The following is a 24,118-nucleotide window of genomic DNA, read 5'->3' as shown; positions in this document are numbered from 1 at the left end:
TCTTTCCTTTCATTACTCTTAGACCTATGGCCGAACAACTTACCTGGACCCCCATCAAGGAGTTCAAAGAAATTCTCTTCACGCAGGCGGACGGCATCGCCAAAATCAGCATCAACCGTCCGCAGGTGCACAACGCCTTCACGCCCCTCACGGTGCAGGAGATGATTGAGGCCATGGACATCTGCCGCAACCGCACCGATATTGGCGTCATCATCCTCACCGGTGAAGGCGGCAAGGCGTTCTGCTCGGGCGGCGACCAGAGCGTGCGGGGCCACGGTGGCTACGTCGGCGACGATGCCATGCCCCGCCTCAACGTGCTGGACTTGCAGAAGATGATCCGCTCCATTCCCAAGCCCGTGGTGGCCATGGTGGCCGGCTGGGCAATTGGGGGCGGCCACGTGCTGCACGTAGTCTGCGACCTGACGGTTGCCGCCGATAACGCCCGCTTCGGCCAGACCGGCCCCAACGTAGGCTCGTTCGATGGTGGCTTTGGCGCTTCGTACCTGGCGCGCATCGTGGGCCAGAAGAAAGCCCGCGAAATATGGTTTCTCTGCGACCAGTACGACGCCCAGGAAGCCCTCGACATGGGCCTCGTGAACAAAGTGGTGCCGCTGGATAAGCTGGAAGAAACCACCGTGGCCTGGTGCCACAAGATTCTGGAGAAAAGCCCGCTGGCGCTACGCATGCTCAAATCCAGCTTCAACGCCGAGCTGGACGGGCAGGCTGGTATTCAGGAGCTGGCCGGCAACGCCACGCTGCTCTACTACCTGAGCGAGGAAGCCAAAGAAGGCAAAAACGCCTTCCTGGAAAAGCGCAAGCCCGACTTCTCAAAATACCCGAAGTTCCCGTGAGGTAGCTCGCCTCGTTAAGATATTCAGGACGTCCTGCCAATCCGTGGCAGGACGTTTTTATGCTGCTCGGTTGGCAAGGAAGAATCTATTGTCTGGCTTAATCGGAATTAGTTGGAATAGAGCAGCATCAAAACCACCGAAATCTATACGCATGTCGCCCAGCACAAGCTCCTATCTCACCGCTTGACGACATGGAGCTGTAAATATCCTTATGTCGTCAATACAGCTACTGCTGGTTGTGTTGACGACATACACTTGCGTACTAAGCGCCGCTTGACGACATTCAAGCCCTATTGACAATGTCGTCAATACAGATGTTAGGTGCAATTACAGACACACATTAAGTGACAAACAACTTAGACATATTCCGACAAGAATTTTTAGGTGCTAATACCTGGGCACAACGTAAAGACGGTGTTCCACTTAACCTTCTAGACAACTTATCTAGCGACGAACTTAAAGTTGCAGAACTCGAACTTATAGAAGCTGCAAGCCTTCGTGACGACTGGACAATCGTTGGTCTTGGACACATTAAATCAAAAGACGCTCTTCCCACATTATTGAACTTGCTTAGTGATAGCAAAGGAGCAATAAAGGTGAAAATCGCACATTCTATTTTTCAAATAACTCAAGACGATAAAATGAAAGACATTGTCCTAGAGACAATGCCGCAAATAACAGGTGAGTTCGAACTAATTGACGTTTTATATTACCTACCATTTTTTAAAGACGAGAGAATTACTCGCTTGCTGCATAACTATCGAAATCATAAAAAGTATCTCGTAGCTTATAATGCGACACGATACCTCGGACTACCGACAGATGAAGTGGTTGACAAGTTTAGAAATGTAGATGAACCAAAAACCTTTTGGAAGAAACTATTTGGATAAAAACTGCACCTAACATCGGTTTTGCAATATGGTGGCTGATGAATAAGTGCTGAACGATTGTACTACTATTGAACTTTAGTAATAAATTTAAACTGACGGAACACGGAATGCCACCACATCGCAAAGCCGTGAAACGTTATAAATAACACGTCTATTTTTATCGAATATTTTAACTAAAACTCAAACTGAATGTCCACAGAAAACAACTTACAACGATTCATCGACGCCCAGGCTCGTAATTACAACGATGCGTTGGCGGAAATAAAAAACGGCCGGAAAACAACCCATTGGATGTGGTACGTGTTTCCGCAAATCCAGGGGCTGGGGCTCAGCGAAACCGCGAAGTTCTACGCCATAGAAGACGCGCAGGAAGCCGAGGCCTTTGTGCAGCACCCGGTACTGGGTGGCCAGCTGGTTGAAATCAGCCGGGCGCTGCTGGCGCTGCCCGGCCACGACCCGTACACGGTACTAGGCAGCCCCGACGACATGAAGCTGCAATCATCGATGACGCTCTTTGGGGCACTGCCCAACGCCGACCCGGTTTTTCAGGCAGTGCTCGACAAGTTCTACAGCGGCGAAAAGGACCGCAAAACGTTGCAATTACTTGGCAAATAATAGATGAATACCACCAGTAAATCCAGTGCAATTCAATAGTGCAATTATAAAATCAATCTATTTCTTTTACCTAGACAGGTATTCTTTTCTAAAAAACCATCCCTTGAATACTTGCACATTATAACGTATGACAAGATTTTTCCTGCTACTATATGTCTTATGGTGGATTTACTTTATCCACTTTATGTACTGGAAGCCATATGACAATAATTATGCAGGTGCTACAGCATCTATTGGACTAGGCTTTATTACAGCCATCATCGTCGTGGTTTATCTCATCAGTTTTTTTATCGCAGCTTTACGAGTGCAGAAAGAAAGAAAAACTTACCTGTTCATAATGCTGTTGTTGATGACCCCGGTTCTTTCGATTTTCTTAATCGAAAGTGCACGATAGATTTTCTCCCCTATTTTTATTAAAACGAAAGTCACCACTCATTAAGGTGGCGGTTTTCTTATGCAGAAGTCTGCTAAAATCTAGAATATGGAGCCGTAGGCCGCACAGCCTTCGCACCAGCCAAAGAAGTTGCGTAACCGTTCGTTCTTCACTTCCTTCTTGCGCAGCTTACGAGCCCGGCGAGCTGCCTGAGCGGCCAACTCGGTGGCAGAAATAAGCTGATAACGGAGCGTAAGGTAGCGCCGAAATACGAAGGTGCGGGCGCCAGCAAACGGACTTAGAACGGTGGCTTTCATGGTGGCGGGAGGTTGGTGATTGATTTTAAGGTACGTTTTTCTTTACCGGATGTCAAGCTCCATCTTGTTTTCTCCGCCTTCCGCGCCGCAGCTTCGTATGCTGATTTGTTTGTTGACACCGCCCTTCACCGCCTTTCCTCCCGGCCTCCCCACCCATGACCGACGCTGATTTCCATCAAGCCATCCGGCGCATCCGGGGGCGGCACTGGCTGCACTATTTGGTGCAGGCACTGCTGATGGGCAGCGTGGTGCTGGCGGGCAGCAGCCAAGCGGCCACAGGTAGCGCCCCGCAGCCACGGCTGGCGTCGTGGCCGGTGCTGTTGCTGCTGGCAGCGGTGCTCTTGCTGCTGGGCGGGCTGCTGTACGTGGTGGCCCGACGGTTGCAGCCGAATCTGCGGCGGCCCGCCGAACAAAACCTGCGGCTGTACCAGAGCCGGGTGTTTTTGCACAACAGCTTACTAAGCTTGCTTGCCCTGCCCCTCCTCATTTCGTACGTCTTCACGCGGGCCTCGCTCGATTTGGCGGCGGCGGGCGTATTGCTGGGGGCATTGGCTTATCTGACCTTACCTTCGGCGAAAACGTATCAGCGGTGGCTGCTCAGCTAAGTTTGCGCCTACCTTTTCCTCTTCTGTAATGGCTTCCACTTCCGATTTACTTCCTGACTCTTTGCTGCTCAACGGCCGCGAATTTCACTACGCTGATATTCAGCAATACCCCGCCACTACCCGCTTCGAGCTGAACGGCTACGAGGCCAAGGTGCTGGATTTCTGCCGGCAGTGGCTGAACGGCACCCAAGACGTGGCCTTGCACACCAGCGGCTCCACGGGCCAGCCCCAGCCAGTGCTGATGAAACGCCACCAGCTGGAAGCCTCGGCCCGCCGCACCGGCGACTATTTCGACTTGGGGCCGGCGGACCGGATGCTGGTGTGCCTAAACTGCGAGTTTGTGGGCGGTATGATGATGCTGGTGCGCGGCTTTGAGCGGCGCATGCACCTCACCATTGTAGAGCCCCAGGCCGACCCATTGGCGCTGGTACCCGCCGAAGCGCAGTTCGATTTCACTTCCTTCGTACCCCTACAACTGCGGGCGGTGCTGGCCGCCGGGCACGCCCCGCGCCTCAACCAGATGAAAGCCATATTGGTGGGTGGCGCTGCCGTAGATGCCAGCCTGGCCAAGGAAATCAGGAAGCTGACGGTGCCGGTGTACCTCACGTATGGCATGACCGAAACCGCCTCCCACATTGCGCTGCGCCGCCTCAACGGCGCTGCCCCGGCCACCGCCTACCGCGTGCTGCCCGGCATTCATGCAGCGCAAGACGCGCGCGGCTGCCTCACCGTCCGCGCCGACGTCACCGACGACCAACTCATCACCACCAACGACCGAATAAAATTGCTCGACGCCCACAGCTTCGAATGGCTGGGCCGGGTGGACTTCGTGATAAACAGCGGCGGCGTGAAAGTGCAGGCCGAAAAGGTGGAGCAAGTGCTGGAAGTAGCCCTGGCCGAACTGGATTTGCCGGGCCGCCGCGTATTCATTGCCGGCCGCCCCGATGAGCGGCTGGGCGAACAAGTAACGGCCTACCTGGAAGGCGAACCGCTGCCGGATGCACAGCAGCAACAGCTCATGACTTTGTTGCGCAAACGCCTGGGCAAGTACGAGCGGCCTCGTGAGCTAGTATACATACCGCAGTTTCAAACCACAGCTTCCGGTAAACTCAACCGCTTAGCCACGTTGCAGGGCCTGCCCATTGCCACTGAAACCGAGGAGTAATTCATCAGGCTATTGCTTGTAAACACGAAGGGCTCGGGTTGAAACATGTTGCATGTTTCAACCCGAGCCCTTCGTGTTTACTAAAGATTAGTACGCGGTATCCTAACGCGTAATGTCGGTCAGTTCTACATCAAAGCGCAGAGGGGAATCCGCCGGAATTGTGCTGGCTCCGTTCGGGCCGTAGGCTAAGTAAGAAGGCATCAACAGGATGGCCTTTTGTCCTTTGCGCATCAGCGAAATACCTTGGTCGAAGCCAGGAATTACCCGCCCTTGTCCTATAACAAACTTGAATGGCTCGCGCTTGCCATCTACAAGGGGTGACTGATCAAACACGCGGTTGCTGAAGGCGTTGATGAACGCGCCTCTGTATACCACTGACACCGTTTGGCTTGCGGCTGGCACATCACCTGTACCAGTGTTCTTGAACACGATACATAAGCCAGAAGGCTGCCGCTGCACGTTGGTTAAGCTACTATCGGCAATGTACTTGTTGATGACCAGCGAATCGGCCGCACGGACTTCTTTCTGCCGCGCCAAAGCCTGCGCTTGCAATAGCTCGTAGTCGCTGCTGTTATCATCACAGGAAGCTAGCAGCAAGGGAGCAACAAGCATGAGCAAGCCGCCAGTCAGGGGCCGCCAGAAACGTAGGGAAGGAAGAGTATACTTCATAAGAGCAGGAAACTGAAAAGTAACGGCGGGTTAGCCGCACCAATAAAACGAGCAGGCGACTTACTTATTTCGGTTGAGGCCTCGCCAGCAACAAAGTAAACATATGAATTAATAAGTGCCGACCGACTGAGAACCAACCTGCACTACCGGAAGGTTTCATTGGTCACGCATCCGGCTGTTGGCTCTGCTTTTCGTCGTGGTAGGCGCGGGCGCGGTAGGCCATTGGCGAGAGGCCGGTGTGCTTGCGGAAAAAGCGCGTGAAGTAGCTGGAATCGGCAAATTGCAGGGTGTAAGCAATTTCGGAAATCGAGGAGGAGGTGTACACCAGGTGGTTGTGGGCGCGCCGGATGGTGTTGGCATTCACGATTTCCAGCGCCGAGCGGCCTTTCACGGCCTGGCAGATGCGGTTCAGGTGCACGGCCGTAATGTTGAGTTCCTGGGCGTATTGCGAAATCTTTTTCTCGAACGGCGCGGCGCGGGCCACGCTTTTCTGGAACTCGTGGAAGTAGTGCAGGTTGCGGTTGGAGCTGCCTTTGGCCTTGTTTTGCTGGTGCTTGAGCAAGCGGAACAGCTTCACAAACAGCAGCTTGAAATACCCATTCAGCGCCAATTGCTTCTCGGGCAATTGGGAGTGCATTTCGGCGTGAATGGCGCGTTCCAGGCTCAGTAGCTCGGCAAAGCTTTCTTCCTCGGTGAAATCGGTGAGCACATATACGCTGTTGAGTTCGATAAGAATAGCCGGGCTGACTTGCAGAATCGTGTCGAGTAGGGCGTCGGCTACGGTGAGGGAACGGCCGCGCACTTGCGGGCTAAACGTGAAGGCGTGCACCGTGTTGGACGGAATCAGCACCACGCAGGGCGTGCGCAACTCCACCGGGTCGGCGCTGGTATCGAGGGTGGCCTGCCCGGCCTCCAGAAAAAACAGCTGGTAGAGGTTGCCGTGCAAATGCGGCTTCAGGCCCCAGGTGGTGGTGCGGTTGCGCTGCCCAATCAGCTGGCTATAGATATAAGTGTGCGACACCTGCGCCTTGTCGTCGCCGTAGAGGCCGTTGTAGTGGGCTATTTCTTTGGGCATCGGGACGAGAGAGAAATAAAGTGAGACCAAACGGGCGCGAAGGCCGCCAGCAGACAATAGAAAAACAAAGATGTTTGTTTTGTCCTGGTAAAATAGCGAAATATGTTATTCAAGCCAGAAGTTGGATTGTAGTTTTGACATAAGCTTAATGGCGTTTTCGGAAGCACAGCGCCTGGGCTATTTAACGGGCTTTTTCCACCAGATTTCCTGCATGTTTTTTTTGTCCGCTTAGCACCGCGGCCGAAGCAGGAAGAGGTATGTCCGTTTCGGAGCCCACCCGGCTCTGTCTTTCCCCTCAGATTTTCGGTTTTCCCAATTTCCCACATTTCACCTTAACCGTATGTCTACCCCCTCCCTCCTCGCCCGTCTGGCCCCGCTGGGCTTCACCACCGCCCCGGCCGAAGTACACCTGAATTTGCCGGCCGACGCGCTGGTGCAGCACGCCCTGCGCCGCCACGAAGGCCAGCTTACCGACACCGGCGCGCTGATGGCCGACACCGGCCGCTTTACGGGCCGCTCGCCTAAAGACCGGTTCATTGTGCAGGACGCGGGCACCCAGGACAGCGTGTGGTGGGGCGACATCAACCTTCCTTTTGCCCCGGAGAAGTTCGACCAGCTGCACCGGAAGATGGTGGCTTACCTGGAAGGCAAGGAGCTGTTCGTGCGGGAAGCCTACGCTGGCGCCAACCCAGATTATCAGCTCAAACTGCGCGTGGTGAATGAGCTGGCCTGGCACAACCTATTCTGCCACAACCTTTTCCTGCGCCCCGAGGCGGCCGCCGATACCAGCTGGCTGCCCGACTTCAGCATCATCTGCGCCCCCGGTTTCGAGGCCGACCCCGCCGTGGATGGCACGCGCCAGAAGAACTTCGCCATCATCAACTTCACCCGCAAGCTGATTCTGATTGGCGGTACGGGCTACGCCGGCGAGATGAAGAAAGGCATCTTTGGGGTGCTCAACTACCTGCTCCCGCATGAGCGCCAGACCCTGCCCATGCACTGCTCGGCCAACGTGGGGGCCGCCGGCGACACGGCCATCTTCTTCGGCCTCTCGGGCACCGGCAAAACCACCCTCTCCACCGACCCCAACCGGGGCCTGATTGGCGACGACGAGCACGGCTGGACGCCGCGGGACGGCATTTTCAACTTCGAGGGCGGCTGCTACGCCAAGGTTATCGACCTGAGCCAGGAGAAGGAGCCGGAAATCTGGAACGCCATCCGGCCCGGCGCCATCGTGGAAAACACGCGCTTCGTGCCCGGCACCACCACCGTAGACTACGCCAACAAGAGCGTAACCGAAAACACCCGCACGGCCTACCCCCTGTCCTTTATTCCGAATGCCGTGGAGCCGAGCGTGGGCCCGGCCCCGAAGAACATATTCTTCCTGACTGCCGACGCCTTTGGAGTGCTGCCGCCCATCAGCCGCCTGGATAAGAGCCACGCCATGTACCACTTCCTCTCAGGCTATACGGCCAAGGTAGCGGGCACCGAAATGGGCGTTACCGAACCCCAAACGACTTTTTCGGCTTGCTTTGGGGCGGTGTTCCTGCCCTTGCACCCTACCCGCTACGCCGAAATGCTGGGTGAGAAAATGGAGGAACACCCCAACGTACAGGTCTGGCTCATCAATACGGGCTGGAGCGGGGGCAGCTACGGCGTAGGCGCGCGTATGAAACTCAGCTACACCCGCGCCATGATTACGGCCGCCCTCACCGGCGCGCTAACCGACGTGTCGTTCCATCGTCACCCGGTGTTTGGGGTGGAGATGCCCGCCACAGTGCCCGGCGTGCCGGCCCACCTCCTCGACCCGCGCCAAACCTGGACCAACTCCGAAGCTTATGACCGCACGGCCGCCGAGCTGGCCCAGCAATTCGTAACCAATTTCCAGAAGTACGCCGACTTTGCCAGCGCCGACATTCTGGCCGGTGCCCCCAAAGTACAGCTGGTAGAAGCTTAATCTTCCCCCCAATTCCTTGTTATCCGGCCCGCCCTGCTTCCTGCTTTCAGGAGGCAGGGCTTTGGGGTACCAGTGCAGGGTACTGCCCGCCTGGCTACGCACCCGCGCTACCACTCAGAGCGGCGCAGGCCACGCTGGCTGAATACCCGCTCCCGGCCACGGACTATTTTGTATAAGTCGCCGAGCGAAACCTTGACGCGGCCGTAGAACACGGGGCCGTTTAGTTCGCGCTGGGTGAGGCTATTCACAAACACCGGCTGCCGCCAGCCCAGCCCCGTGCCCAGCGCCAGCCAGCGGTACACCCGCATTTGGGCAGCAATAGAAGGCTCAACCAACCAAATAACCCGTTTCGGGGAACGAACCACGCTGCCATCGGGCAGTTCGTAGTGGGCGTAGGTTTTGCCTACCCCAAGCTGAAGCTGATTGGTAAGCTCCCAGCGCGGATTACCCAGCACCACGTACTCGCCAAAGCCCGCCACGTAACGCAAGCGCAGCTCAGCGGCAGTGGCGGCGGGCAACTCAGCCGGAATAGGCTGGCGCGACGGAATGCCGTTGCTGAGCAGATATACCCCGAGGCCCGTCCGGATTCGGCCGCGCCACTCGATGCCCAGCTTCAGGCCGGGCAGCGTCACAACGCGGTGGTTGATGATGGAATTGCGGATGTCGAGCTGAAACGTGAACCGCCGGTGGGCCTGCCGTACGGTTACGCTGTCGTGCAGGGCAGCAGGAGCAACGGGCAACTCGTACGCCTGAGCTGTACCGGCTTGGCATAGGCCAAACCCCAGGGCCAATCCTAGCGGCCTTGCATATCGAATCGGCAGTTTCACGCCGCAAGTTACGGCCAGATACCGGCGAAGTTGTAAGCCGGCTCCCCGAAAGTCGTAACGCCTCACCCACCACCGCCATACGGTTCGCCGCCTTACGCTGTCGGTTCACCTGGTTTGCGCATGCGCCGCCGCCGGCCAGGTAGTAGTTTAGGCTCGTCATCCAACCGATACGCTGCTATGGCTTTCACCCCCGACTTCCTGTTTTCCCTGGCCAACCCACTGGTTATGTTGGGCTGGGCTCTGCTGCTACTGGCGCCCCGCTGGGTGGGCACGCGCCGCGTGGTACTGAGCGGCGCCCTGCCGCTGGTGTTGGCAGTGGCGTATGCCTTGCTCATTGGCAGCCACTACCTGGGGCCGCACGCTTCAGAAGGCGGATTTAGCTCGTTGCAGGATGTGGCCGCGTTTTTCCGTAGTCCGTGGGCGCTGCTGGCCGGCTGGGTGCATTACCTGTGCTTCGATTTGGGTATTGGCATCTGGGAAAGCCTGGATGCGCGGCGCCGCGGCGTGCCGCATTTGCTGCTGGTGCCCTGCCTACTGTTCACGTTTCTGTTCGGGCCGGTGGGGCTGCTGCTCTACGCCGTGGTGCGCCGCTTCTATGGCACAACGGCCGCATAAAGCCAGGCGCCAGCACCAGCACAAACTGCCTGCCTGCCGATCAACTAACCAATTAGCACCTATTGTATGGCTACTTCCCTCTCTTTCGCCCCGACTACTGCCACGGCCACCGGTTCCGCTCCTGCCTCATGGCCAAGCCGCGCCGCTCATGCACTGCGCGTGCTGTACCGCGTAAACCCCGTGCTTAGCTGGGTGGGCTGGCTGAACGTGGGCTTGGCCCTGGTAGCGCTGGCCCTGCTGCCTTTCGACCACCGCGTGGTAACGGGAATACCCGTGTGGGTGAAACCGCTCAAGTTCAGCTTTTCGGTACTGGCCTACGCCTGGACCCTGGGCTGGCTGCTGGCCGACTTGCCAGCGGCCAGCCAACGCGCCGTACGCTGGCTGAGCGCGGGAGTGGCCCTAAGCATGGTAGCGGAGCAGACGTGCATCTTCCTGCAAGCCAGCCGCGGTACCACCTCGCACTTCAACGGCGCTACGGCCTTCGACGGCCTGGTATTCGCCGTGATGGGAGTATTTATCATGCTGAATACGGCCCTTACGCTGTGGGCGGTGTATCTGGTGTGGCGGCACCGGCCGCACGGTCCGGCTGGCTACGTGTGGGGCGTGCGGCTGGGGTTGCTGCTGTTCTTAGTGGGCAGCGTGCTGGGCGGCATGATGATTCACCTCAACCAGCACACCGTAGGTGCCCCCGACGGCGGCCCCGGCCTGCCTGGTATTGGGTGGAGCACCCGCGCCGGCGACCTTCGCATTGCGCACTTCCTGGGGCTGCACGCCTTGCAGGTAGTACCGCTGCTGGGCTGGTGGCTGAGCCGCCAACTGCCGCGCCGCGCCGTGCTCCTAACGTGGCTGGGCGCTGCCACCTACGCCGGCCTGGTTGCGGCCTTGTTTATGCAGGCCATGCACGGCGTACCGCTGCTGGCAGGCCGCTAAAAGCCGGGCTGACATAGTTCTGTAAATCCATTATTGCCTTTATCGTGTCTGTTATGAACGGATTTTCTGCTGCATGCCGCTGCTGTTTCCTGGGTTTCGGGCTGCTTTTGCTCTTGACTACGGCCGTGCAGGCTCAGCGCCTCCTCACTAACGGTTCCACCACGTTGCTTACTTCTGATTCGGTGCGGCTGTACGTGCAGGTAGCGGGCCAGGGTGTGTCCTGCGTGTATGTGCACGGCGGGCCGGGCGCGGGTAGCTATTCGTTTGAGAAGCTGGGTGGCAACCGCCTCGAAGACCAGCTGCGCATGGTGTACTACGACCAGCGCGGCAGTGGCCGCTCCGGCAGCTCGCCGCGCAAAAACTACTCGATGGCGCGCATGGTGCAGGATTTAGAGGAGCTGCGGCAGCAGTTGGGGCTGGAAAAATGGGTGGTGCTGGCCCACTCGTTCGGGGGCACTATTGCCACGGCCTACGCCACCACCTATCCGCAACGAGTGCAAGCGCTAGTGCTTACCAATGCTGTTTTGAACCCGCCGGCTTCGCTGGAAAGCATGCTGCACTACGGTACCTCGCTGCTGCCCGCTGCCGCGCAGCCCAACCCCAGCCTGCCGCTGCCCCAGCGGTTTGGGATGGTGATGGGCGCCTTGCAGCAGCAGAAACTAGCCTGGCAGCTTCAGTTTTCCGCCGACTCCCTGGCCAGCCGCGCCAGCCGCGCAGCCCGTGCCGTACCCAGCAATTCGGATTTCAGCCAGCAGGTTTTCAGCGGCCAGCTGCCCGACTACGGCCAGGATTTCGGGCCCGCCACCGCCCGCCTGACCATGCCCGTACTCAACATCGTGGGCCAGGACGACCGCACCACCGGCGCTACCCCCAGCACGTTCCGGCTCCCGCGGCAGCAAACCGTGACGCTGCCGGGCAAGCACAACTCGTTTCTGGAGCAGCCGGTGGCCTTCCGGCAGGCAGTTGTTAGCTTCGTGCAGAAGCTCCCGCGCTAACCCTCTGGCCTATGCCGCTGCCCGCCGAACGCCCCCTTGTTTTCATGAATGACCGTTGGTTTCTGCTGATAGGCATTCCGGTGCTGGGCATGTTGGCGCTGCTGCCGCGGGGGCTGACGCGGGTGCAGTCGGTGCCGGAAGTGCTGGGGGCGTGGGTGGTTTCAACGGCCATCACCACCACGTTCTGGCTGACGGGCCGGGCCTTGTGGCGGCTATTGTTTCGGCGCTTTCCGCGGGTCGAGCAAACCACCCGGCGGCTCTGGTCGTTGGCGCTTATCAACACTTCCGTCACGGCCCTCGTGACGCTGGGCATTGGCCTGCTGGCGGCGCGGGCACAAGGCGGGCGCCTCACGCTCAGTGCGTTTCTGTTCGAGTTCGGGTTGAACATGGTGCCCACCATCGTCATTCAGCTCATCTACGAAAGCTGGAATCTGTTTCAGCAGTGGGCCCAGAACGTGCGCCGCGCCGAGCAGCTGCAAAGCGCCGGCACCCGCAGCCAACTCGAAGTGCTGCAAAGCCAGCTCGACCCACACTTCCTGTTCAATTCCCTGAATACACTCTCAGCCCTCATCGAGCCCGAAAACGAGCCCGCCCAGCAGTTTGTGGAGCAGCTTGCTGACGTGTACCGCTACGTGCTGCTGGCCCGCTCCACCCCCACCGTGCCACTTAGCGAAGAGCTGGAATTTGTGGCTACCTATCTGGCGCTGCACAAAGCCCGCTTCCGCGACAACCTGCGCGTTAGCCAGCAGATACTGCCTGAGTTGCTCACCCGCCACGTGGCCCCGTTGAGCGTGCAGCTGCTGGTGGAAAACGCGCTGAAGCACAACGTAGCCTCGCGGGAGCACCCGCTCGAACTACGCCTTGCCAGTGATGCCGCCGGCCAGTTTCTGGTGGTGGAAAACACGCTTCGGCCCCGCACGGCGGGCCTGGCACCGGGCACCGGCACCGGCCTGCGTAACGTGCGCCACCGCTACGAGCTACTGCAAGCCCCGCACGCTGTAGAAGTACAAGCCGAAAACGGCTGGTTTCGGGTACAACTTCCTTTACTTTGAAAGTAAGAATTTCCCGTACTCAGCAGTCAGCCACCCACTCACCATTGACTTATAACAGCGCAATTCTTAATTCTTAATTAAATGACCGTTTTGCTGCTCGAAGACGAATACCCGGCCGCCGAGCGGCTCCAACGCCTGCTTCGCCAAGCCGCGCCCGAAGCGCAAGTGTCGGCCGTACTCGACAGCGTGGCCGGGGCGCTGGCGTGGCTGGATGCCCACCCCGCCCCCGACCTGATTCTGAGCGACATCCAGCTGGCCGACGGCTTGAGTTTGGAGGTGTTCGAGCAGACCGTGGTACGCAGCCCGGTCATCTTCACCACCGCCTACGACGCCTACGCCATCCGCGCCTTCAAGGCCAACAGCGTAGACTACCTGCTGAAACCAGTGAAGCTGGCGGAGCTAACCACGGCCCTCACCAAGCTGCGCGAATGGCGCACACCCACCGCCCAGCCTATTCCACTGCCCCCCAACGATACGGCGCACCGCCTGGAGCGTCTGCTCGACAGCCTACCCCGCCCCGACCAGCAGTACAAAACCCGCTTCTTGGTGCGCAGTGGCGAGCAGCTACTGCCGCTGCCGGCCGCGCAGGTGGCCTGGTTCCAGAGCCGCCACGAAACCACCACCCTCGCCACCACCGACGGCTGCCGCTTTGTGGTGGACTACACCCTGGAACAGCTGGAAAGCCTCCTCGACCCGCGCCAGTTCTTCCGCCTCAACCGCCAGTTCATTGCCCAGCTACCCGCCGTGCAGCGCCTGCACCCCCATTTCAACGGCAAGCTGCTGCTGGAACTCCACCCCGCCCCCACCGACGAAGTGCTGGTAAGCCGCGAGAAGGCCGCCGCCGTGAAAAGCTGGCTGGAAGGTGGTTGATGCGCGAACAGAGCTACGCATCTAGCTATTGATTAACAGTTCTTTAGCAACTATTCAAGCACAAAATACACCGCAGCTACAGTATTGAAATGCAGAGTAAATCAGACAGTTGGATACCAGGAAATACAAGCGAAAATCGACGAAAACCCAAGCTCTACCGTACTAAAGGCTTCGTTCATTCATCCACGTTTAATTCGCCATGCTATGAAGCGAAGCTTGATGTACTTTTTTGGCGGTTCGCTCGCCCTGCTCTCCTGCTCGCAGGATGATGACTCGGCTTCGGAGCCGAACCTCCCCCCGGTGGAAACTAGCGCCCCCAATACCACCTACAAACCTGCCTTTGAGGGCCAGACCCGCATCAGTGGCGTCATGACACCCGCCAACGCCTACAAGGCCACGGTAATTACGTCGGAGCTAACCAGCCCGTGGGGGGTTACGGCGCTACCTGATGGCCGCTTGTTGGTAACTGAGAAAGCGGGGCGCCTGCGCATTGTAACGGCTGCCGGCGCAGTAAGTGCCCCTATCACGGGCATACCGGCCGTAAATCCGGCGGGGCAGGGCGGGTTGTTGGGGCTGTGCCTCGACCCGAATTTCGCTTCCAACCGCATGATATACTGGTCGTTTTCTGAGGCCATATCCGGCGGCAACGTGACGGCCATCGGCAAAGGCCGCTTAGCTGATAATGAGCAAAGCATTGAAGGTGCTACCGTTATCTACCGGGCGCTGCCGGCCTACTCCGGCAACCTGCACTATGGGGGCCGCGTGGTGTTCGACCGCACCGGCAACCTGGTGGTGAGCACCGGGGAACGTTCTGATTTGCAAACCCGGCCGCAGGCGCAAGTAGCGTCGTCGGCTTTGGGCAAGGTTATCCGCATCACCAAGGATGGGCAGCCGGCCCCTGGCAACCCAACGTTTGCGCAAGCAGGTGCACGCCCTGAGTTGTACTCCATCGGCCACCGCAATCCGCAGGGCTTGGCCATCCATCCCACCACCGGCGACGTGTGGCAAGGAGAGCATGGCCCCAAAGGCGGCGACGAAATCAACCGCCTGCAAGCTGGCGCCAACTACGGCTGGCCCACCATCACCTACGGCGTTGAATACACTGGCCCCGCCATTGGCGCAGGCATTCAGCAACAGGAAGGTTTAGAGCAGCCAGTATACTACTGGGACCCAGTGGTGTCGCCGAGCGGCATGACGTTCTATACCAGTGACCGAATTTCTGGCTGGCGCAATAACTTGTTTATTGGTGCGCTCAGCGGCCAGCACATCGTGCGTTTGGTTATTGATAACAATAAGGTGGTGGGCGAAGAACGCCTGCTGGCCAGCGAAGGGCAGCGCTTCCGCGACATCACGCAGGGCAGCGACGGTGCCCTCTACGCCGTCACCGACCAGGGCCGCCTCTACCGCATCGACCGGCCGTAGGAGCAGCTGACACCAGCAGTCTGTGAATTAGCCAACTGCCTGAATAATAGAAATTCAGCCCGACCCATACGACGCAGATTCCAGCGTTGTGCGTGTCGGGCCGAAATATTGATAGTAGGGCTACTGAGGCTCATGGCGAAACGCAAATCACCCTTTCACCACCTCCCTATTTCACCGGTCCAGCCAGGCTTTGAATACAGCTACTTTCTCGCGGCTCACCAGCACAGTGTCGTTGTCGGGTGGGGTGGGCTTAAGCACGGTTTGCAGGCGGGAGTTGGTGTAGTGGATGATGTCGTGGATGGCTTCGGCATGGGCTAGGTAGGCGCGGTTGAGGCGGAAGAACTCGGTGGGGTCGAGCATGCCTTCCAGCTGTTCCAGTGTGTAGTCCACCACAAACTTGCGGCCTTCGCGGGTGTGCAGCAAGGTCACTTTTTCGAGGCTGGCGAAGTAGGCAATCTGCTCGACCGGAATGGCCTTGAGGTGCTCGCCCACCCGCACCACAAACCTCGACTTATACTCTTTTGCCGGCTGCGCCTGCTGCAACACTCGCGCCAGCAGCGTAGCATCAAACTGGGGGGCGGCGGCATCCCGCTGCCGGTACAGCTTGGCGAGGGCCGCCGTCAGCTCGTCCGGGTCGATGGGCTTGAGCAGGTAGTCCACGCTGTTCACCTTGAAAGCGCGCAGGGCGTACTTGTCGTAGGCGGTGGTGAAGATGACCGGGCTGCGGATTTCCAGCCGCTCAAATAGCTCGAAGCTCAGCCCGTCGGCCAGGTGAATATCCAGAAACAGCACGTCGGGGGCCGGGTGCGCGGCCCGCAGCAGTGCCTCTGCCTCCGCCACCGATTCGGCCATACCAATTACCTCTATCGGCTGCACTTGCTTTTGGAGCAGCCCGGCCAGGCGGCTGGCGGCCAGTGGTTCGTCTTCAATAATCAGGGCGCGGAGAGCTTGCGGCATACGGTGGAAGCTGGTGAAAAAGCTGGGCCGGTACGGTCTGCGAAGTAGTGGAATAAACCCAGCCCGCACAAGGTACTCTCACCTCACAAAAAAGCCAGCCGCTTTGCAGCAGCTGGCTTTTTATTTTCACTTTGGCACCCTACCGGAAGCCCTTAGCTCTTGCTCTGGTCGATGTCCTGGGTGGCTTTGGCCGTTGCCTCTTCCAACGACGGATAGTCGATGTAGCCTTTGTCATCGCCGCCGTAGAACGTAGCCTGATCGGGGTTGTTGAGGGCCGCGCCCTGCTGGTAGCGCTCCACCAAGTCGGGGTTGGCAATGTACGGCACGCCGAAGGCAATCAGGTCGGCTTCGTTGTTGGCGAGGGCCGCTTCGGCCGTTTCCTGGGTGTAGCCGCCGTTCAGGATAAACGGCCCCTTGAAGATGCCGCGCAACGCCGGAGCTACCGGCTCCTGGCCGGGTTTGGCCGCCATTGGGTGGCCGGGCAGGGCCTCAATTACGTGCAGATACGCCAGCCCAAACTGGTTGAGCTGCTCGGTGAGGTAGCTGAACGTACCCAGTCGGTCGGAATCGTTGATGCCGCCCATGCCGCCGGTGGGCGCAAGCCGGATACCGGTGCGGTCGGCCCCGAATACGTCGGCCACAGCCTGCACCACTTCCAGCGCGAAACGCGCCCGATTTTCCACGCTGCCGCCGTACTCGTCGGTGCGCTGGTTGGTGCCGTCCTGGATGAACTGATCCACTAGGTAGCCGTTGGCGCCGTGCACTTCGGCGCCGTCGAAACCGGCTTTTTTGGCGTTTTCAGCGGCTTTGCGGAAGTCTTCCACTACGGCTTTCACTTCGTTGGTTTCCAGAGCGCGGGGTGTTGGAATTTCTTCCATACCGCTGCCCGTGAAAGCCTTTACACCGGTTGGCTGCACGGCCGAAGGAGCTACGGGCAGTTCACCGTTGTGAAAAAACGGGTGCGAAATAGCGCCCACGTGCCACAGTTGAATGAAGATGCGGCCCCCGGCGGCGTGCACGGCATCGGTTACTTTCTTCCAGCCGGCCACCTGCTCTTCGCTGTAGATACCGGGCGTGGAGATGTAGCCCACGCCCTGCGGCGAAACCTGCGAGCCTTCCGTGATGATGAGGCCGGCCGAAGCCCGCTGCTCGTAATACGTTACCGTTGAATCGGTGGGCACGTTGCCGTCGTTGTTGGCGCGGCTGCGCGTCATGGGGGCCATTGCCAAGCGGTTGGGCAAGTGCAGCGCGCCCATCTGGAACGGCGTGAATAAGGTTGAATCGTGGCTCATGGCTGAGAAGAGTTGCTATGTTGGTTGTTTTGCTAATTGCTCGCCTACAACCTGTGTAGCTACATGCTTGTTTGCCGTTCCCAGAAATAAACTCCCAATCCTCGCTATTATCCTATCAATCAGCAGCTTTAATTTTCAACTCCTTATTTCAGCGCCTAGCTAAGCTCACTATTTGTTGCGGCCGCTGGCTCGGTTTCCAGGGTTAATACGGGCAGCGTTACCACAAACTCAGTGGCGGTTTTCACTACCGTCATGGGCTGCTTGGTCAGGAAGGCGTAGCGGGCACGCAGGTTTTCCAAACCCAGGCCAGTGGATTCGCCTTCGGCGAGGCGGCGCGGGCGCAGGGCGTTGCGCACTACCAGCTGCCGGGCCGCAGCGTCCAGCGTGATGCTGATGCGGAGCGGGTCGCGCTGGCTGGTGGCGTTGTGCTTGAGGGCGTTTTCTAGCAGCAGTTGGATGGCCAGCGGCGGCACCAGCAGGGTATCCAAGTCGGGGGCGGGGGGCAGCACAATGTCAACCTGCACGCCTTCCCCGAGGCGGGTGCGTTGCAGAAACACGTACGACTCCACGAAGCGCATTTCCTCTTCCAGCGACACCACTTCCTGCGCCTGGCTATCGAGCACGTAGCGGTACACCTGGCTGAGCTGGCGGATGAAGCGCACGGCGCGGACGGGGTCGTTTTCTTCTACGAGGCTGGTGAGGGCGTTCAGCGAGTTGAACAGAAAGTGCGGGTCTACCTGCCGGCGTAGCGAGTCGAGACGGGCCACGGCGGTTTCTTTTTCGAGGCGCTCGGCACGCACGGCAGCTTCGCGCCATTGCAGGAAAAAGGCCCGGCTGTGGTTGAACAAGGAGATAATGACGGTAATGATGAGTGGCACCAGAATCTGCCAGTACATATCGTCTGACCATAACCGCTCCAGCGGCTTGTGCAGCAGTAGCAGCAGCACGGCGTTCATGAGCACAATTACCAGCACCGAGCCGCCCAGCGACACGGCCAGCGTGAGCAGCAGGCGGCGCAGCGGCTGCGTCGTCCAGGCATAGCGCCGGTTCAGCCACTCCACCACGTAGCCGTTGGTGAGCCACAGGCCGGTGCTGTACATCACGGTGTAGGCGTAGGTGATAGCAAAGGCCTGCCCGCTGTGCAGCGCCCGTGGGTTTACCAACAGACTAATGACCACGGACATAAGTAAAATAACCCGCAGGGCCCGCCCAATTGAACGCAGCGAGTTGGGCGCGCGAAACACGGGGGCCATTGCGGGCAGAGAAGGCTTGGGAACGGCCACGGCAGCAGGCAGGGAAGTTTGCATGAAAGTAAGGGCAAAAACGTCCTTTAAAAAAGCCAGCAGAAACGATACCCCAGGCACCAGCTGAGTGCCGCCCCGCACGGACCCGGCCCGCCCACGCGGGGCCACGGCAAGGCAATGCGCCTGCCGGCCCCGCGTACTGGCTATTTAGCCGTTGTGACGGCGGCCGTTTCGTAGGCTTTCAGGCGGCCCACTAGCTGCCGCTCGCCCCAGTTGGGCGCGGTGCTGGAGGCGGGCTTGAAGGCGGCATAGCGCTTTTTGGCTTCTTCGTAGAGCGGCTTGGCTACGTCGGCGCCGCCCCCGAACATGGCGGGGGTGTAGTACACGTTGTTGGCTTGCACCAGGTAGATGCGGGGGTTGGCGGCGTTCAGCTTTTTGGCTTGGTCGAGGGCTTCGGTTACCATGCGCGAGTATTTCATGGAACGCAGCATCGGCGAGACACCCAGGCGAGCCTGGTAGATGTAGGCCTGCAACACCAGCAGCTCCGACTCGTCGCCGCCCAGCTTGCGGGCTTGCGCCAGCGCAGCTTCGGCTTGGTCGAGGTACTGGTCTTTCACGTCGCCTTCCTCTTTGCTTTGGAAGCAGGTGATGAGGCGGGCATAGGCCTGGTAGTAGCGGGGCAGCCAGTCTTTGCCGTTTACGGCGGCGGCGCGCTCGAATTTGGCATCGGCCTGCTTGAGCTGGGCTGGCTCGCCGGTGCTCATCAACTCCTGAATGGTAGCGGCCATCATGCTGGCGTAGGCATCGGTGGCGGGAGCGGCGGCAACGGCCACGCTGGCCGGCTTCTGGGCTACGGCGGCGAAGGAAGTGGCAACAAGGGCAAGGGTGTAGAGTAACTTTTTCATGACAGGGAAGGAAGTAGGATGTGGAAGTGGTTAGTGGCGTTCGAGTGATTCAAAGGTGCACGCCGCCGGGCCGCCAGGAAATTTGCCGTTACCGAAGCGTCGGATAAGGCCGATGAAGCGTAGCAAACCCTTGCCCAACGTTTTTCGCAGAGGCCTGAAGCTCACTTACCAGAGCTGACCGGCATGGACAGCAACCCAGTAAAAGACCGTCATTCTGAGCGCAGTCGAAGAATCTCGCGTGCTGATGTCGGAATTACTACCACAACCTCAGCACGCGAGATTCTTCGACTGCGCTCAGAATGACGGTCTTATTGATTATGGTTTGTTGCAAGCCGGTTACTGTCCACACAGCTGGGCCAGTAGCGCAGCTTGCGCGGCCTATTACACCGATGCCAGCCACCGGTTTTGTCGGTTAATGCCAGCCAACAAACCGTTAAGATGCTATAGTCTGCTCCTCGTTTAGTACCCTACCTTGCGGCGCTGACGGCAGACCACCCTCAGGCTTTTCTCCGCCCGCAGTTATTGGCGCTACACACGTTGCCGTTGCTGTGTGCACCTGGCTTTTCCTCACCTACTCTTTGTTCATGCGCGCTGCCTTATCCACTCCCCGCAAACTGTTTGTTGGCCTCTTGCTGAGCGCGGCGGTGGCCTTGCCTGCTCACGCGCAACTGGTAGCGTTTCCGGGGGCCGAGGGGTTTGGCCGCTTGGCTACCGGCGGCCGGGGCGGCAACGTGGTGGAGGTAACCACACTCGACGACGCCGGCCCGGGCAGCTTCCGCGAGGCGTTCAACCAGTACCCCGGCGAGCCAATTACCATTGTGTTCCGGGTGGGAGGCATCATCGAGCTGAAATCAACCCTCAAGCCCAACCGCTCCAACGTCACCATTGCCGGCCAAACGGCCCCCGGCGACGGTATTTGCCTGAAAAACTACACCTTCAAGCTGCACGGCAACAACATTATTGTGCGCTACATCCGCTCCCGGCCCGGCAATCTGTCGGGGGCCAACAAGTCGGGGGTGTATGGGCTGAATTTGGAGAACTGCCAGAACTTCATTGTGGACCACTGCTCGATGAGCTGGTCGATTGAGGAAGCCGCTACGTTCTACGACAACAAGTACTCCACCGTGCAGTGGTGCCTGGTGAGTGAGAGCTTGAACTCGTCGTTTAATGGCAAAGGCGACCACGGCTACGCGGGCGTGTGGGGCGGGCAATATGCCTCCTACCACCACAACCTGGTTGCCCACCACCACAGCCGGGCCATCCGCTTCAACGGTGCCCGCGCCCACGACACCACGGCGGTAATAGACTACCGCAACAACGTGATTTACAACTGGGGCGACATGAACGCGGCCTATGGCAACGAGCTGAACATCAAGGGCGGCACGGCGCAGCTCAATCTAGTGAACAACTACTACAAAGGCGGCCCGGCTACCCCCGCGGCCCGGGCGGCCGTCATCTTTTACATCTATCAGGCCTACGACGCCGCCACCCCCGAAAAACCCGTGGGCACCGTGTACGCCACCGGCAACTACGATGCGGGCTACCCCGCCGTCACGAAAAACAACTGGAAGGGCATTCGGCTGCACGCCTACCCCGAAACGGCCGCCAACTTTGCTCGTTTCAAGCAGGCTGCCCCCACCCCCAACCTGCCCCCTATTACCACTGAAACGGCGGAGGCGGCCTACCAGGCGGTACTGGCCGGGGCGGGTGCCACCGTACCCGTCCGCGACGCCGTGGATGCGCGCATTGTGCAGGAAACCCGCACCGGTACGGCTACCGGCAGCAGCCCCGGCGGCAGTGCTACTTATGGCCTGCACCAGGGCATCATCGACTCGCAGCAGGACGTGGGCGGCTGGCCCGAGTACAAGAGCGGCCCCGCCCCCACCGACACCGACCACGACGGCATGCCGGATGCCTGGGAAACCAGCCACAGCCTAAACCCGAAAAACGACGCCGACCGCAACGGCACCGCAGCCAGTGGCTACACCCACCTGGAAGAATATCTGAACAGCTTGGTAAGCAGCACTATTCAGCCCACCAACCCTCCCGCATCAAAGCAAAAACCCAAGCGGGTAGTCCGGTAGCATTGCTTGTGCAGCTCATGATGAAGCCAGCCGGACGGGAGTACTTAGCGCATTTTTCGAGGTGGTGTGTACGTTGTAGCGCGAAGCCTTTGCTTCGCGTATCGTTGCAAACTTCCGGACTGTCGCCCCGGTGAGTATCGTTCAACGACACGCGAAGCAAAGGCTTCGCGCTACAGCTTCTGGCAACTACTCGGGCCGCTCGTTCACGTTGCCGGGGTTCTTCTTGTTGATGTTGATGAACACGCCCACGAACAGCATGCGGGGCGCAGTAGGCGTGACGGCCACTCGGTTGAACTGGCCGCTGGCGGCATCGGGGGCGCTGGCATAGCGGTAGCCGTAGATGTTGGGGCGGCCCAGCACGTTGGAGGCCGATACGTGCACGATGGTGAACTGCCCGAACAGGCGGGTGAGGTAGCTGGCGTTCAGGCTAACATCCTGGAAAGTAGGCAGCACGCCCTGGTTGTAGCCTTCCTGGTTGAGGTCATTATAGCGGCGGGGGCTGCCGTAGGAATAGGTGGCGCCGAACAGCGTGTTCAGCTTGGGTACCCAGTATTTGCCTACCACCGATACGTTGTGCCGGGCGGCAAACGTGGGCACGGCCGATACGGGGTCCTGGCGGTACTGGCGGCGGGTATCCAGGAAGCCGTAGCTCACCCAGTACTCCAGGTTTTTCACGGTTTTCCGGTCGCGCCAGAGCACATCGAGGCCGCGGGCATAGCCAGTGCCGCCGTTGTCGTAGGTGCTGGGGTTGCGCGGGTCGTGGGCGCTGTAGCGGGTGAGGTGGTCGTAGGTTTTGTGGTAGGCTTCGAGTTGCAGCAGCTTGCCGTCGTGGTTGTATTGGTAGGTGAGTACCGCGTGGCGAGCCGCCTCGAAGCGCAGGTTGGACTGCACCAGCAACAGGCTGTTGTCGGGCGTCTGGTAGAACCGGCCGTAGGCGCCGGATATCGAGCTGTTCTCGGTGGTCTGGTAGGCCAGGGCCAGCCGGGGCGCGGCGTTGGCCCGGCCCAGCAGCGCCGAATATTCCACCCGGCCGCCGGCCCGGCCCGCCAGCCGGTCGGTCAGCTGAAAGTCGGTTTCCACGAAGCCGGCGGTGCGTTGCTCCGAGAAGCTGGTTTCATAGCGGGCAGGCTCTGTTACGTGAGGCTGATACTGTTGGGTGACTTGCTGGCCCACGCCTTCCACGCCCAGCTTCAGGTTCCAGCGGCTGCCGGCCGAGTCGTTGGTGAGCACCACCCGGCCCACCAGGGCTTGCTCCAGGGTGCGCAGGCGCAGGGTATCGGGTTGCACCGTTTTATCGTCCCGGCTCAGGGCCACGCCGGTTTGGATGCTCCAGCCGCGGCGCAAGGGGCTGCGGAAGGTGGTGTTAAGGTAACCGTTGCCGTTCTGCAAGGCTACCGTCTGCCAGCCGGCGGGCTCGGGGCTGGGCTGCCCGATGGTGAAGCGCTGGGCGCTCCAGGTACCGTACACTTTCAGCATGCCCGCCTGGCCAGTGCGGTGGCTGAGCTTCAGGGAGCCGCTGCCGCTGCGGGGCGCCTGTTCCCAGCGCACATTCTGGGGCATCAGGCCGGTGTAGGGGGTCAGGTCGGTGTAGTCCGCTGCTACGGCCACCGACATCCGGTCCCAGCGCTTGGTGCGCGACACGCCCACGAATACCGACGATACCGAAATACCGGTCTGCGTTTCCTCGGCCAGGTCAGTGGAGTTCAGCTGCAACACCCCCGACAGCGCCTGCCCATACAAGGCCGAGTAGCCGCCGGTGCTGAACACCGTGCCCCGAAACAAGGTGGGCGCAAACCGGCCGCGGGCGGGCACAGCAGGCACCGAGCCGGCGTAAAAGTTCTGCACGGGCAGTCCATCCAGGTACACTTTGGTTTCGTTGGCGGCTCCGCCGCGCACAAACAGCATACCCTCCTCCCCTACCCGGGTGGTGCCGGGCAGCGTGTTGAACGCCGCCGCCACATCCGACAACGCCCCGGCCGTGGTTTGCACGTCGCGGGTGTTGAGGGCGGCGCTGCGGTGCTCGTCGCTGGCTTCGAAGGCCCCGGCCGTCACCACCACCGAACCCAGGGCGTGGGGCGTGCCTTTCATTTTGAGGGCCAGCTTTACGGGCTGCCCGCTCAGTGTAACCGGCACTTCCTGGGCCTGATATCCCAGCAAGCTCAGCACCAGCGTAGCCGCGCCGGTTTGCTGGGTGTCAAACCGAAACGCGCCCAGCGTATCGGTGCTGGCCCCATCAAAAGTGCCTTTCAGGAACACATTCACGCCCGGCAGGGCCTGCCCCGCCCCGTCGCGGACGGTACCACTGAGGATGGTAGCAGGTTGGGCCAGTAGGTTGAGGGCCGAAGCCAGCAGCAGGAACAGGGCGAGTAACAGACGTTTCATGGCGGTGCGGTGAAGTGATGCCCAAA

General features: G+C 59.6%; 22 protein-coding genes. 13 read left to right on the top strand and 9 right to left on the bottom strand.

Features of this window, described 5'->3' with window-relative positions:
- The first annotated feature begins 26 nt into the window (after positions 1–26).
- The 3 genes from menB (at position 27) to J0X19_RS19390 (ending at position 2,356) form a co-directional block, all read left to right on the top strand.
- Positions 27–851, top strand: coding sequence for a 1,4-dihydroxy-2-naphthoyl-CoA synthase (gene menB / locus J0X19_RS19400; RefSeq protein ID WP_206986083.1), 825 nt, complete (start codon positions 27–29; stop codon positions 849–851).
- 344 nt (positions 852–1,195) lie between these two features.
- Positions 1,196–1,741 carry a hypothetical protein gene (locus J0X19_RS19395; protein ID WP_206986082.1) on the top strand — a complete coding sequence of 182 codons (546 nt, stop codon included), beginning with the start codon at positions 1,196–1,198 and terminating at the stop codon, positions 1,739–1,741.
- Between the two features lie 189 nt (positions 1,742–1,930).
- A complete protein-coding gene (locus J0X19_RS19390; RefSeq protein WP_206986081.1) occupies positions 1,931–2,356 on the top strand; it encodes a DUF1810 domain-containing protein in 426 nt (141 codons plus the stop codon).
- Between the two features lie 474 nt (positions 2,357–2,830).
- On the opposite strand, the gene J0X19_RS19385 is transcribed toward J0X19_RS19390, so the two are convergent.
- Positions 2,831–3,046 carry a hypothetical protein gene (locus J0X19_RS19385; protein WP_206986080.1) on the bottom strand — a complete coding sequence of 72 codons (216 nt, stop codon included), beginning with the start codon at positions 3,044–3,046 and terminating at the stop codon, positions 2,831–2,833.
- A gap of 155 nt (positions 3,047–3,201) precedes the next feature.
- Here J0X19_RS19385 and J0X19_RS19380 point away from each other — a divergent pair, with 155 nt between their 5' ends.
- Together J0X19_RS19380 and J0X19_RS19375 are read left to right on the top strand one after the other, a co-directional pair.
- A complete protein-coding gene (locus J0X19_RS19380; RefSeq protein WP_206986079.1) occupies positions 3,202–3,651 on the top strand; it encodes a hypothetical protein in 450 nt (149 codons plus the stop codon).
- 28 nt (positions 3,652–3,679) lie between these two features.
- The gene (locus tag J0X19_RS19375; protein WP_206986078.1) at positions 3,680–4,816 is read left to right on the top strand and encodes an AMP-binding protein; all 1,137 of its coding nucleotides are present in this window, start codon (positions 3,680–3,682) and stop codon (positions 4,814–4,816) included.
- A 102-nt stretch (positions 4,817–4,918) separates the two neighbouring features.
- Here J0X19_RS19375 and J0X19_RS19370 read toward each other — a convergent pair whose 3' ends face one another.
- Complete coding sequence (locus J0X19_RS19370; protein ID WP_206986077.1) at positions 4,919–5,428, bottom strand: FKBP-type peptidyl-prolyl cis-trans isomerase; 510 nt, start codon at positions 5,426–5,428, stop codon at positions 4,919–4,921.
- A 220-nt stretch (positions 5,429–5,648) separates the two neighbouring features.
- Entirely contained in the window at positions 5,649–6,560 is a 912-nt protein-coding gene (locus J0X19_RS19365; RefSeq protein ID WP_206986076.1) for an AraC family transcriptional regulator, read from the bottom strand.
- Between the two features lie 340 nt (positions 6,561–6,900).
- On the opposite strand from J0X19_RS19365, the gene pckA reads away from it, so the two are divergent.
- On the top strand, positions 6,901–8,517 hold the full coding sequence (gene pckA / locus J0X19_RS19360) for a phosphoenolpyruvate carboxykinase (ATP) (RefSeq protein WP_206986075.1): 1,617 nt from the start codon (positions 6,901–6,903) through the stop codon (positions 8,515–8,517).
- A 107-nt stretch (positions 8,518–8,624) separates the two neighbouring features.
- Here the strand turns inward: pckA and J0X19_RS19355 are convergent, their stop codons facing one another.
- The gene (locus J0X19_RS19355) at positions 8,625–9,257 is read right to left on the bottom strand and encodes a hypothetical protein (protein ID WP_206986074.1); all 633 of its coding nucleotides are present in this window, start codon (positions 9,255–9,257) and stop codon (positions 8,625–8,627) included.
- Positions 9,258–9,521: 264 nt separating this feature from the next.
- Between J0X19_RS19355 and J0X19_RS19350 the strand changes: the two genes are divergently transcribed.
- The 6 genes from J0X19_RS19350 (at position 9,522) to J0X19_RS19325 (ending at position 15,228) form a co-directional block, all read left to right on the top strand.
- Positions 9,522–9,959 carry an ABA4-like family protein gene (locus J0X19_RS19350; RefSeq protein WP_206986073.1) on the top strand — a complete coding sequence of 146 codons (438 nt, stop codon included), beginning with the start codon at positions 9,522–9,524 and terminating at the stop codon, positions 9,957–9,959.
- 66 nt (positions 9,960–10,025) lie between these two features.
- Positions 10,026–10,889: a hypothetical protein gene (locus J0X19_RS19345; RefSeq protein ID WP_206986072.1), complete on the top strand. Its 864-nt coding sequence runs from the start codon at positions 10,026–10,028 to the stop codon at positions 10,887–10,889.
- A gap of 107 nt (positions 10,890–10,996) precedes the next feature.
- On the top strand, positions 10,997–11,884 hold the full coding sequence (locus J0X19_RS19340) for an alpha/beta fold hydrolase (protein ID WP_206986071.1): 888 nt from the start codon (positions 10,997–10,999) through the stop codon (positions 11,882–11,884).
- A gap of 11 nt (positions 11,885–11,895) precedes the next feature.
- Complete coding sequence (locus tag J0X19_RS19335) at positions 11,896–12,936, top strand: sensor histidine kinase (RefSeq protein WP_206986070.1); 1,041 nt, start codon at positions 11,896–11,898, stop codon at positions 12,934–12,936.
- Positions 12,937–13,017: 81 nt separating this feature from the next.
- Positions 13,018–13,806, top strand: coding sequence for a LytR/AlgR family response regulator transcription factor (locus tag J0X19_RS19330; RefSeq protein ID WP_206986069.1), 789 nt, complete (start codon positions 13,018–13,020; stop codon positions 13,804–13,806).
- 204 nt (positions 13,807–14,010) lie between these two features.
- Complete coding sequence (locus J0X19_RS19325) at positions 14,011–15,228, top strand: PQQ-dependent sugar dehydrogenase (RefSeq protein ID WP_206986068.1); 1,218 nt, start codon at positions 14,011–14,013, stop codon at positions 15,226–15,228.
- A 171-nt stretch (positions 15,229–15,399) separates the two neighbouring features.
- Here the strand turns inward: J0X19_RS19325 and J0X19_RS19320 are convergent, their stop codons facing one another.
- The 4 genes from J0X19_RS19320 to J0X19_RS19305 all read right to left on the bottom strand — a co-directional run bounded on the left by J0X19_RS19320 (position 15,400) and on the right by J0X19_RS19305 (position 19,626).
- Entirely contained in the window at positions 15,400–16,185 is a 786-nt protein-coding gene (locus J0X19_RS19320; RefSeq protein WP_206986067.1) for a LytR/AlgR family response regulator transcription factor, read from the bottom strand.
- 152 nt (positions 16,186–16,337) lie between these two features.
- On the bottom strand, positions 16,338–17,477 hold the full coding sequence (locus tag J0X19_RS19315) for an alkene reductase (RefSeq protein ID WP_206986066.1): 1,140 nt from the start codon (positions 17,475–17,477) through the stop codon (positions 16,338–16,340).
- A 155-nt stretch (positions 17,478–17,632) separates the two neighbouring features.
- The gene (locus J0X19_RS19310; protein ID WP_206986065.1) at positions 17,633–18,784 is read right to left on the bottom strand and encodes a sensor histidine kinase; all 1,152 of its coding nucleotides are present in this window, start codon (positions 18,782–18,784) and stop codon (positions 17,633–17,635) included.
- 140 nt (positions 18,785–18,924) lie between these two features.
- Positions 18,925–19,626: a hypothetical protein gene (locus tag J0X19_RS19305; RefSeq protein ID WP_206986064.1), complete on the bottom strand. Its 702-nt coding sequence runs from the start codon at positions 19,624–19,626 to the stop codon at positions 18,925–18,927.
- 584 nt (positions 19,627–20,210) lie between these two features.
- On the opposite strand from J0X19_RS19305, the gene J0X19_RS19300 reads away from it, so the two are divergent.
- Positions 20,211–21,710: a pectate lyase family protein gene (locus J0X19_RS19300; RefSeq protein ID WP_206986063.1), complete on the top strand. Its 1,500-nt coding sequence runs from the start codon at positions 20,211–20,213 to the stop codon at positions 21,708–21,710.
- Positions 21,711–21,896: 186 nt separating this feature from the next.
- On the opposite strand, the gene J0X19_RS19295 is transcribed toward J0X19_RS19300, so the two are convergent.
- Entirely contained in the window at positions 21,897–24,092 is a 2,196-nt protein-coding gene (locus tag J0X19_RS19295) for a TonB-dependent receptor (protein ID WP_206986062.1), read from the bottom strand.
- Between the last annotated feature and the right edge of the window lie 26 nt (positions 24,093–24,118).

Origin of the sequence: Hymenobacter telluris (assembly GCF_017313265.1) — a bacterium.
Classification (GTDB): domain Bacteria; phylum Bacteroidota; class Bacteroidia; order Cytophagales; family Hymenobacteraceae; genus Hymenobacter; species Hymenobacter telluris.
This window is presented reverse-complemented; position numbering and strand designations above follow the sequence as displayed.

Coding starts and splice junctions, on each gene's coding strand:
- menB (WP_206986083.1), top strand. CDS start 27: ATGGCCGAACAACTTACCTGGACCCCCATCAAGGAGTTCAAAGAAATT.
- J0X19_RS19390 (WP_206986081.1), top strand. CDS start 1,931: ATGTCCACAGAAAACAACTTACAACGATTCATCGACGCCCAGGCTCGT.
- J0X19_RS19385 (WP_206986080.1), bottom strand. CDS start 3,046: ATGAAAGCCACCGTTCTAAGTCCGTTTGCTGGCGCCCGCACCTTCGTA.
- J0X19_RS19380 (WP_206986079.1), top strand. CDS start 3,202: ATGACCGACGCTGATTTCCATCAAGCCATCCGGCGCATCCGGGGGCGG.
- J0X19_RS19375 (WP_206986078.1), top strand. CDS start 3,680: ATGGCTTCCACTTCCGATTTACTTCCTGACTCTTTGCTGCTCAACGGC.
- J0X19_RS19370 (WP_206986077.1), bottom strand. CDS start 5,428: ATGCTTGTTGCTCCCTTGCTGCTAGCTTCCTGTGATGATAACAGCAGC.
- J0X19_RS19365 (WP_206986076.1), bottom strand. CDS start 6,560: ATGCCCAAAGAAATAGCCCACTACAACGGCCTCTACGGCGACGACAAG.
- pckA (WP_206986075.1), top strand. CDS start 6,901: ATGTCTACCCCCTCCCTCCTCGCCCGTCTGGCCCCGCTGGGCTTCACC.
- J0X19_RS19350 (WP_206986073.1), top strand. CDS start 9,522: ATGGCTTTCACCCCCGACTTCCTGTTTTCCCTGGCCAACCCACTGGTT.
- J0X19_RS19345 (WP_206986072.1), top strand. CDS start 10,026: ATGGCTACTTCCCTCTCTTTCGCCCCGACTACTGCCACGGCCACCGGT.
- J0X19_RS19335 (WP_206986070.1), top strand. CDS start 11,896: ATGCCGCTGCCCGCCGAACGCCCCCTTGTTTTCATGAATGACCGTTGG.
- J0X19_RS19330 (WP_206986069.1), top strand. CDS start 13,018: ATGACCGTTTTGCTGCTCGAAGACGAATACCCGGCCGCCGAGCGGCTC.
- J0X19_RS19325 (WP_206986068.1), top strand. CDS start 14,011: ATGAAGCGAAGCTTGATGTACTTTTTTGGCGGTTCGCTCGCCCTGCTC.
- J0X19_RS19320 (WP_206986067.1), bottom strand. CDS start 16,185: ATGCCGCAAGCTCTCCGCGCCCTGATTATTGAAGACGAACCACTGGCC.
- J0X19_RS19315 (WP_206986066.1), bottom strand. CDS start 17,477: ATGAGCCACGATTCAACCTTATTCACGCCGTTCCAGATGGGCGCGCTG.
- J0X19_RS19310 (WP_206986065.1), bottom strand. CDS start 18,784: ATGCAAACTTCCCTGCCTGCTGCCGTGGCCGTTCCCAAGCCTTCTCTG.
- J0X19_RS19305 (WP_206986064.1), bottom strand. CDS start 19,626: ATGAAAAAGTTACTCTACACCCTTGCCCTTGTTGCCACTTCCTTCGCC.
- J0X19_RS19300 (WP_206986063.1), top strand. CDS start 20,211: ATGCGCGCTGCCTTATCCACTCCCCGCAAACTGTTTGTTGGCCTCTTG.
- J0X19_RS19295 (WP_206986062.1), bottom strand. CDS start 24,092: ATGAAACGTCTGTTACTCGCCCTGTTCCTGCTGCTGGCTTCGGCCCTC.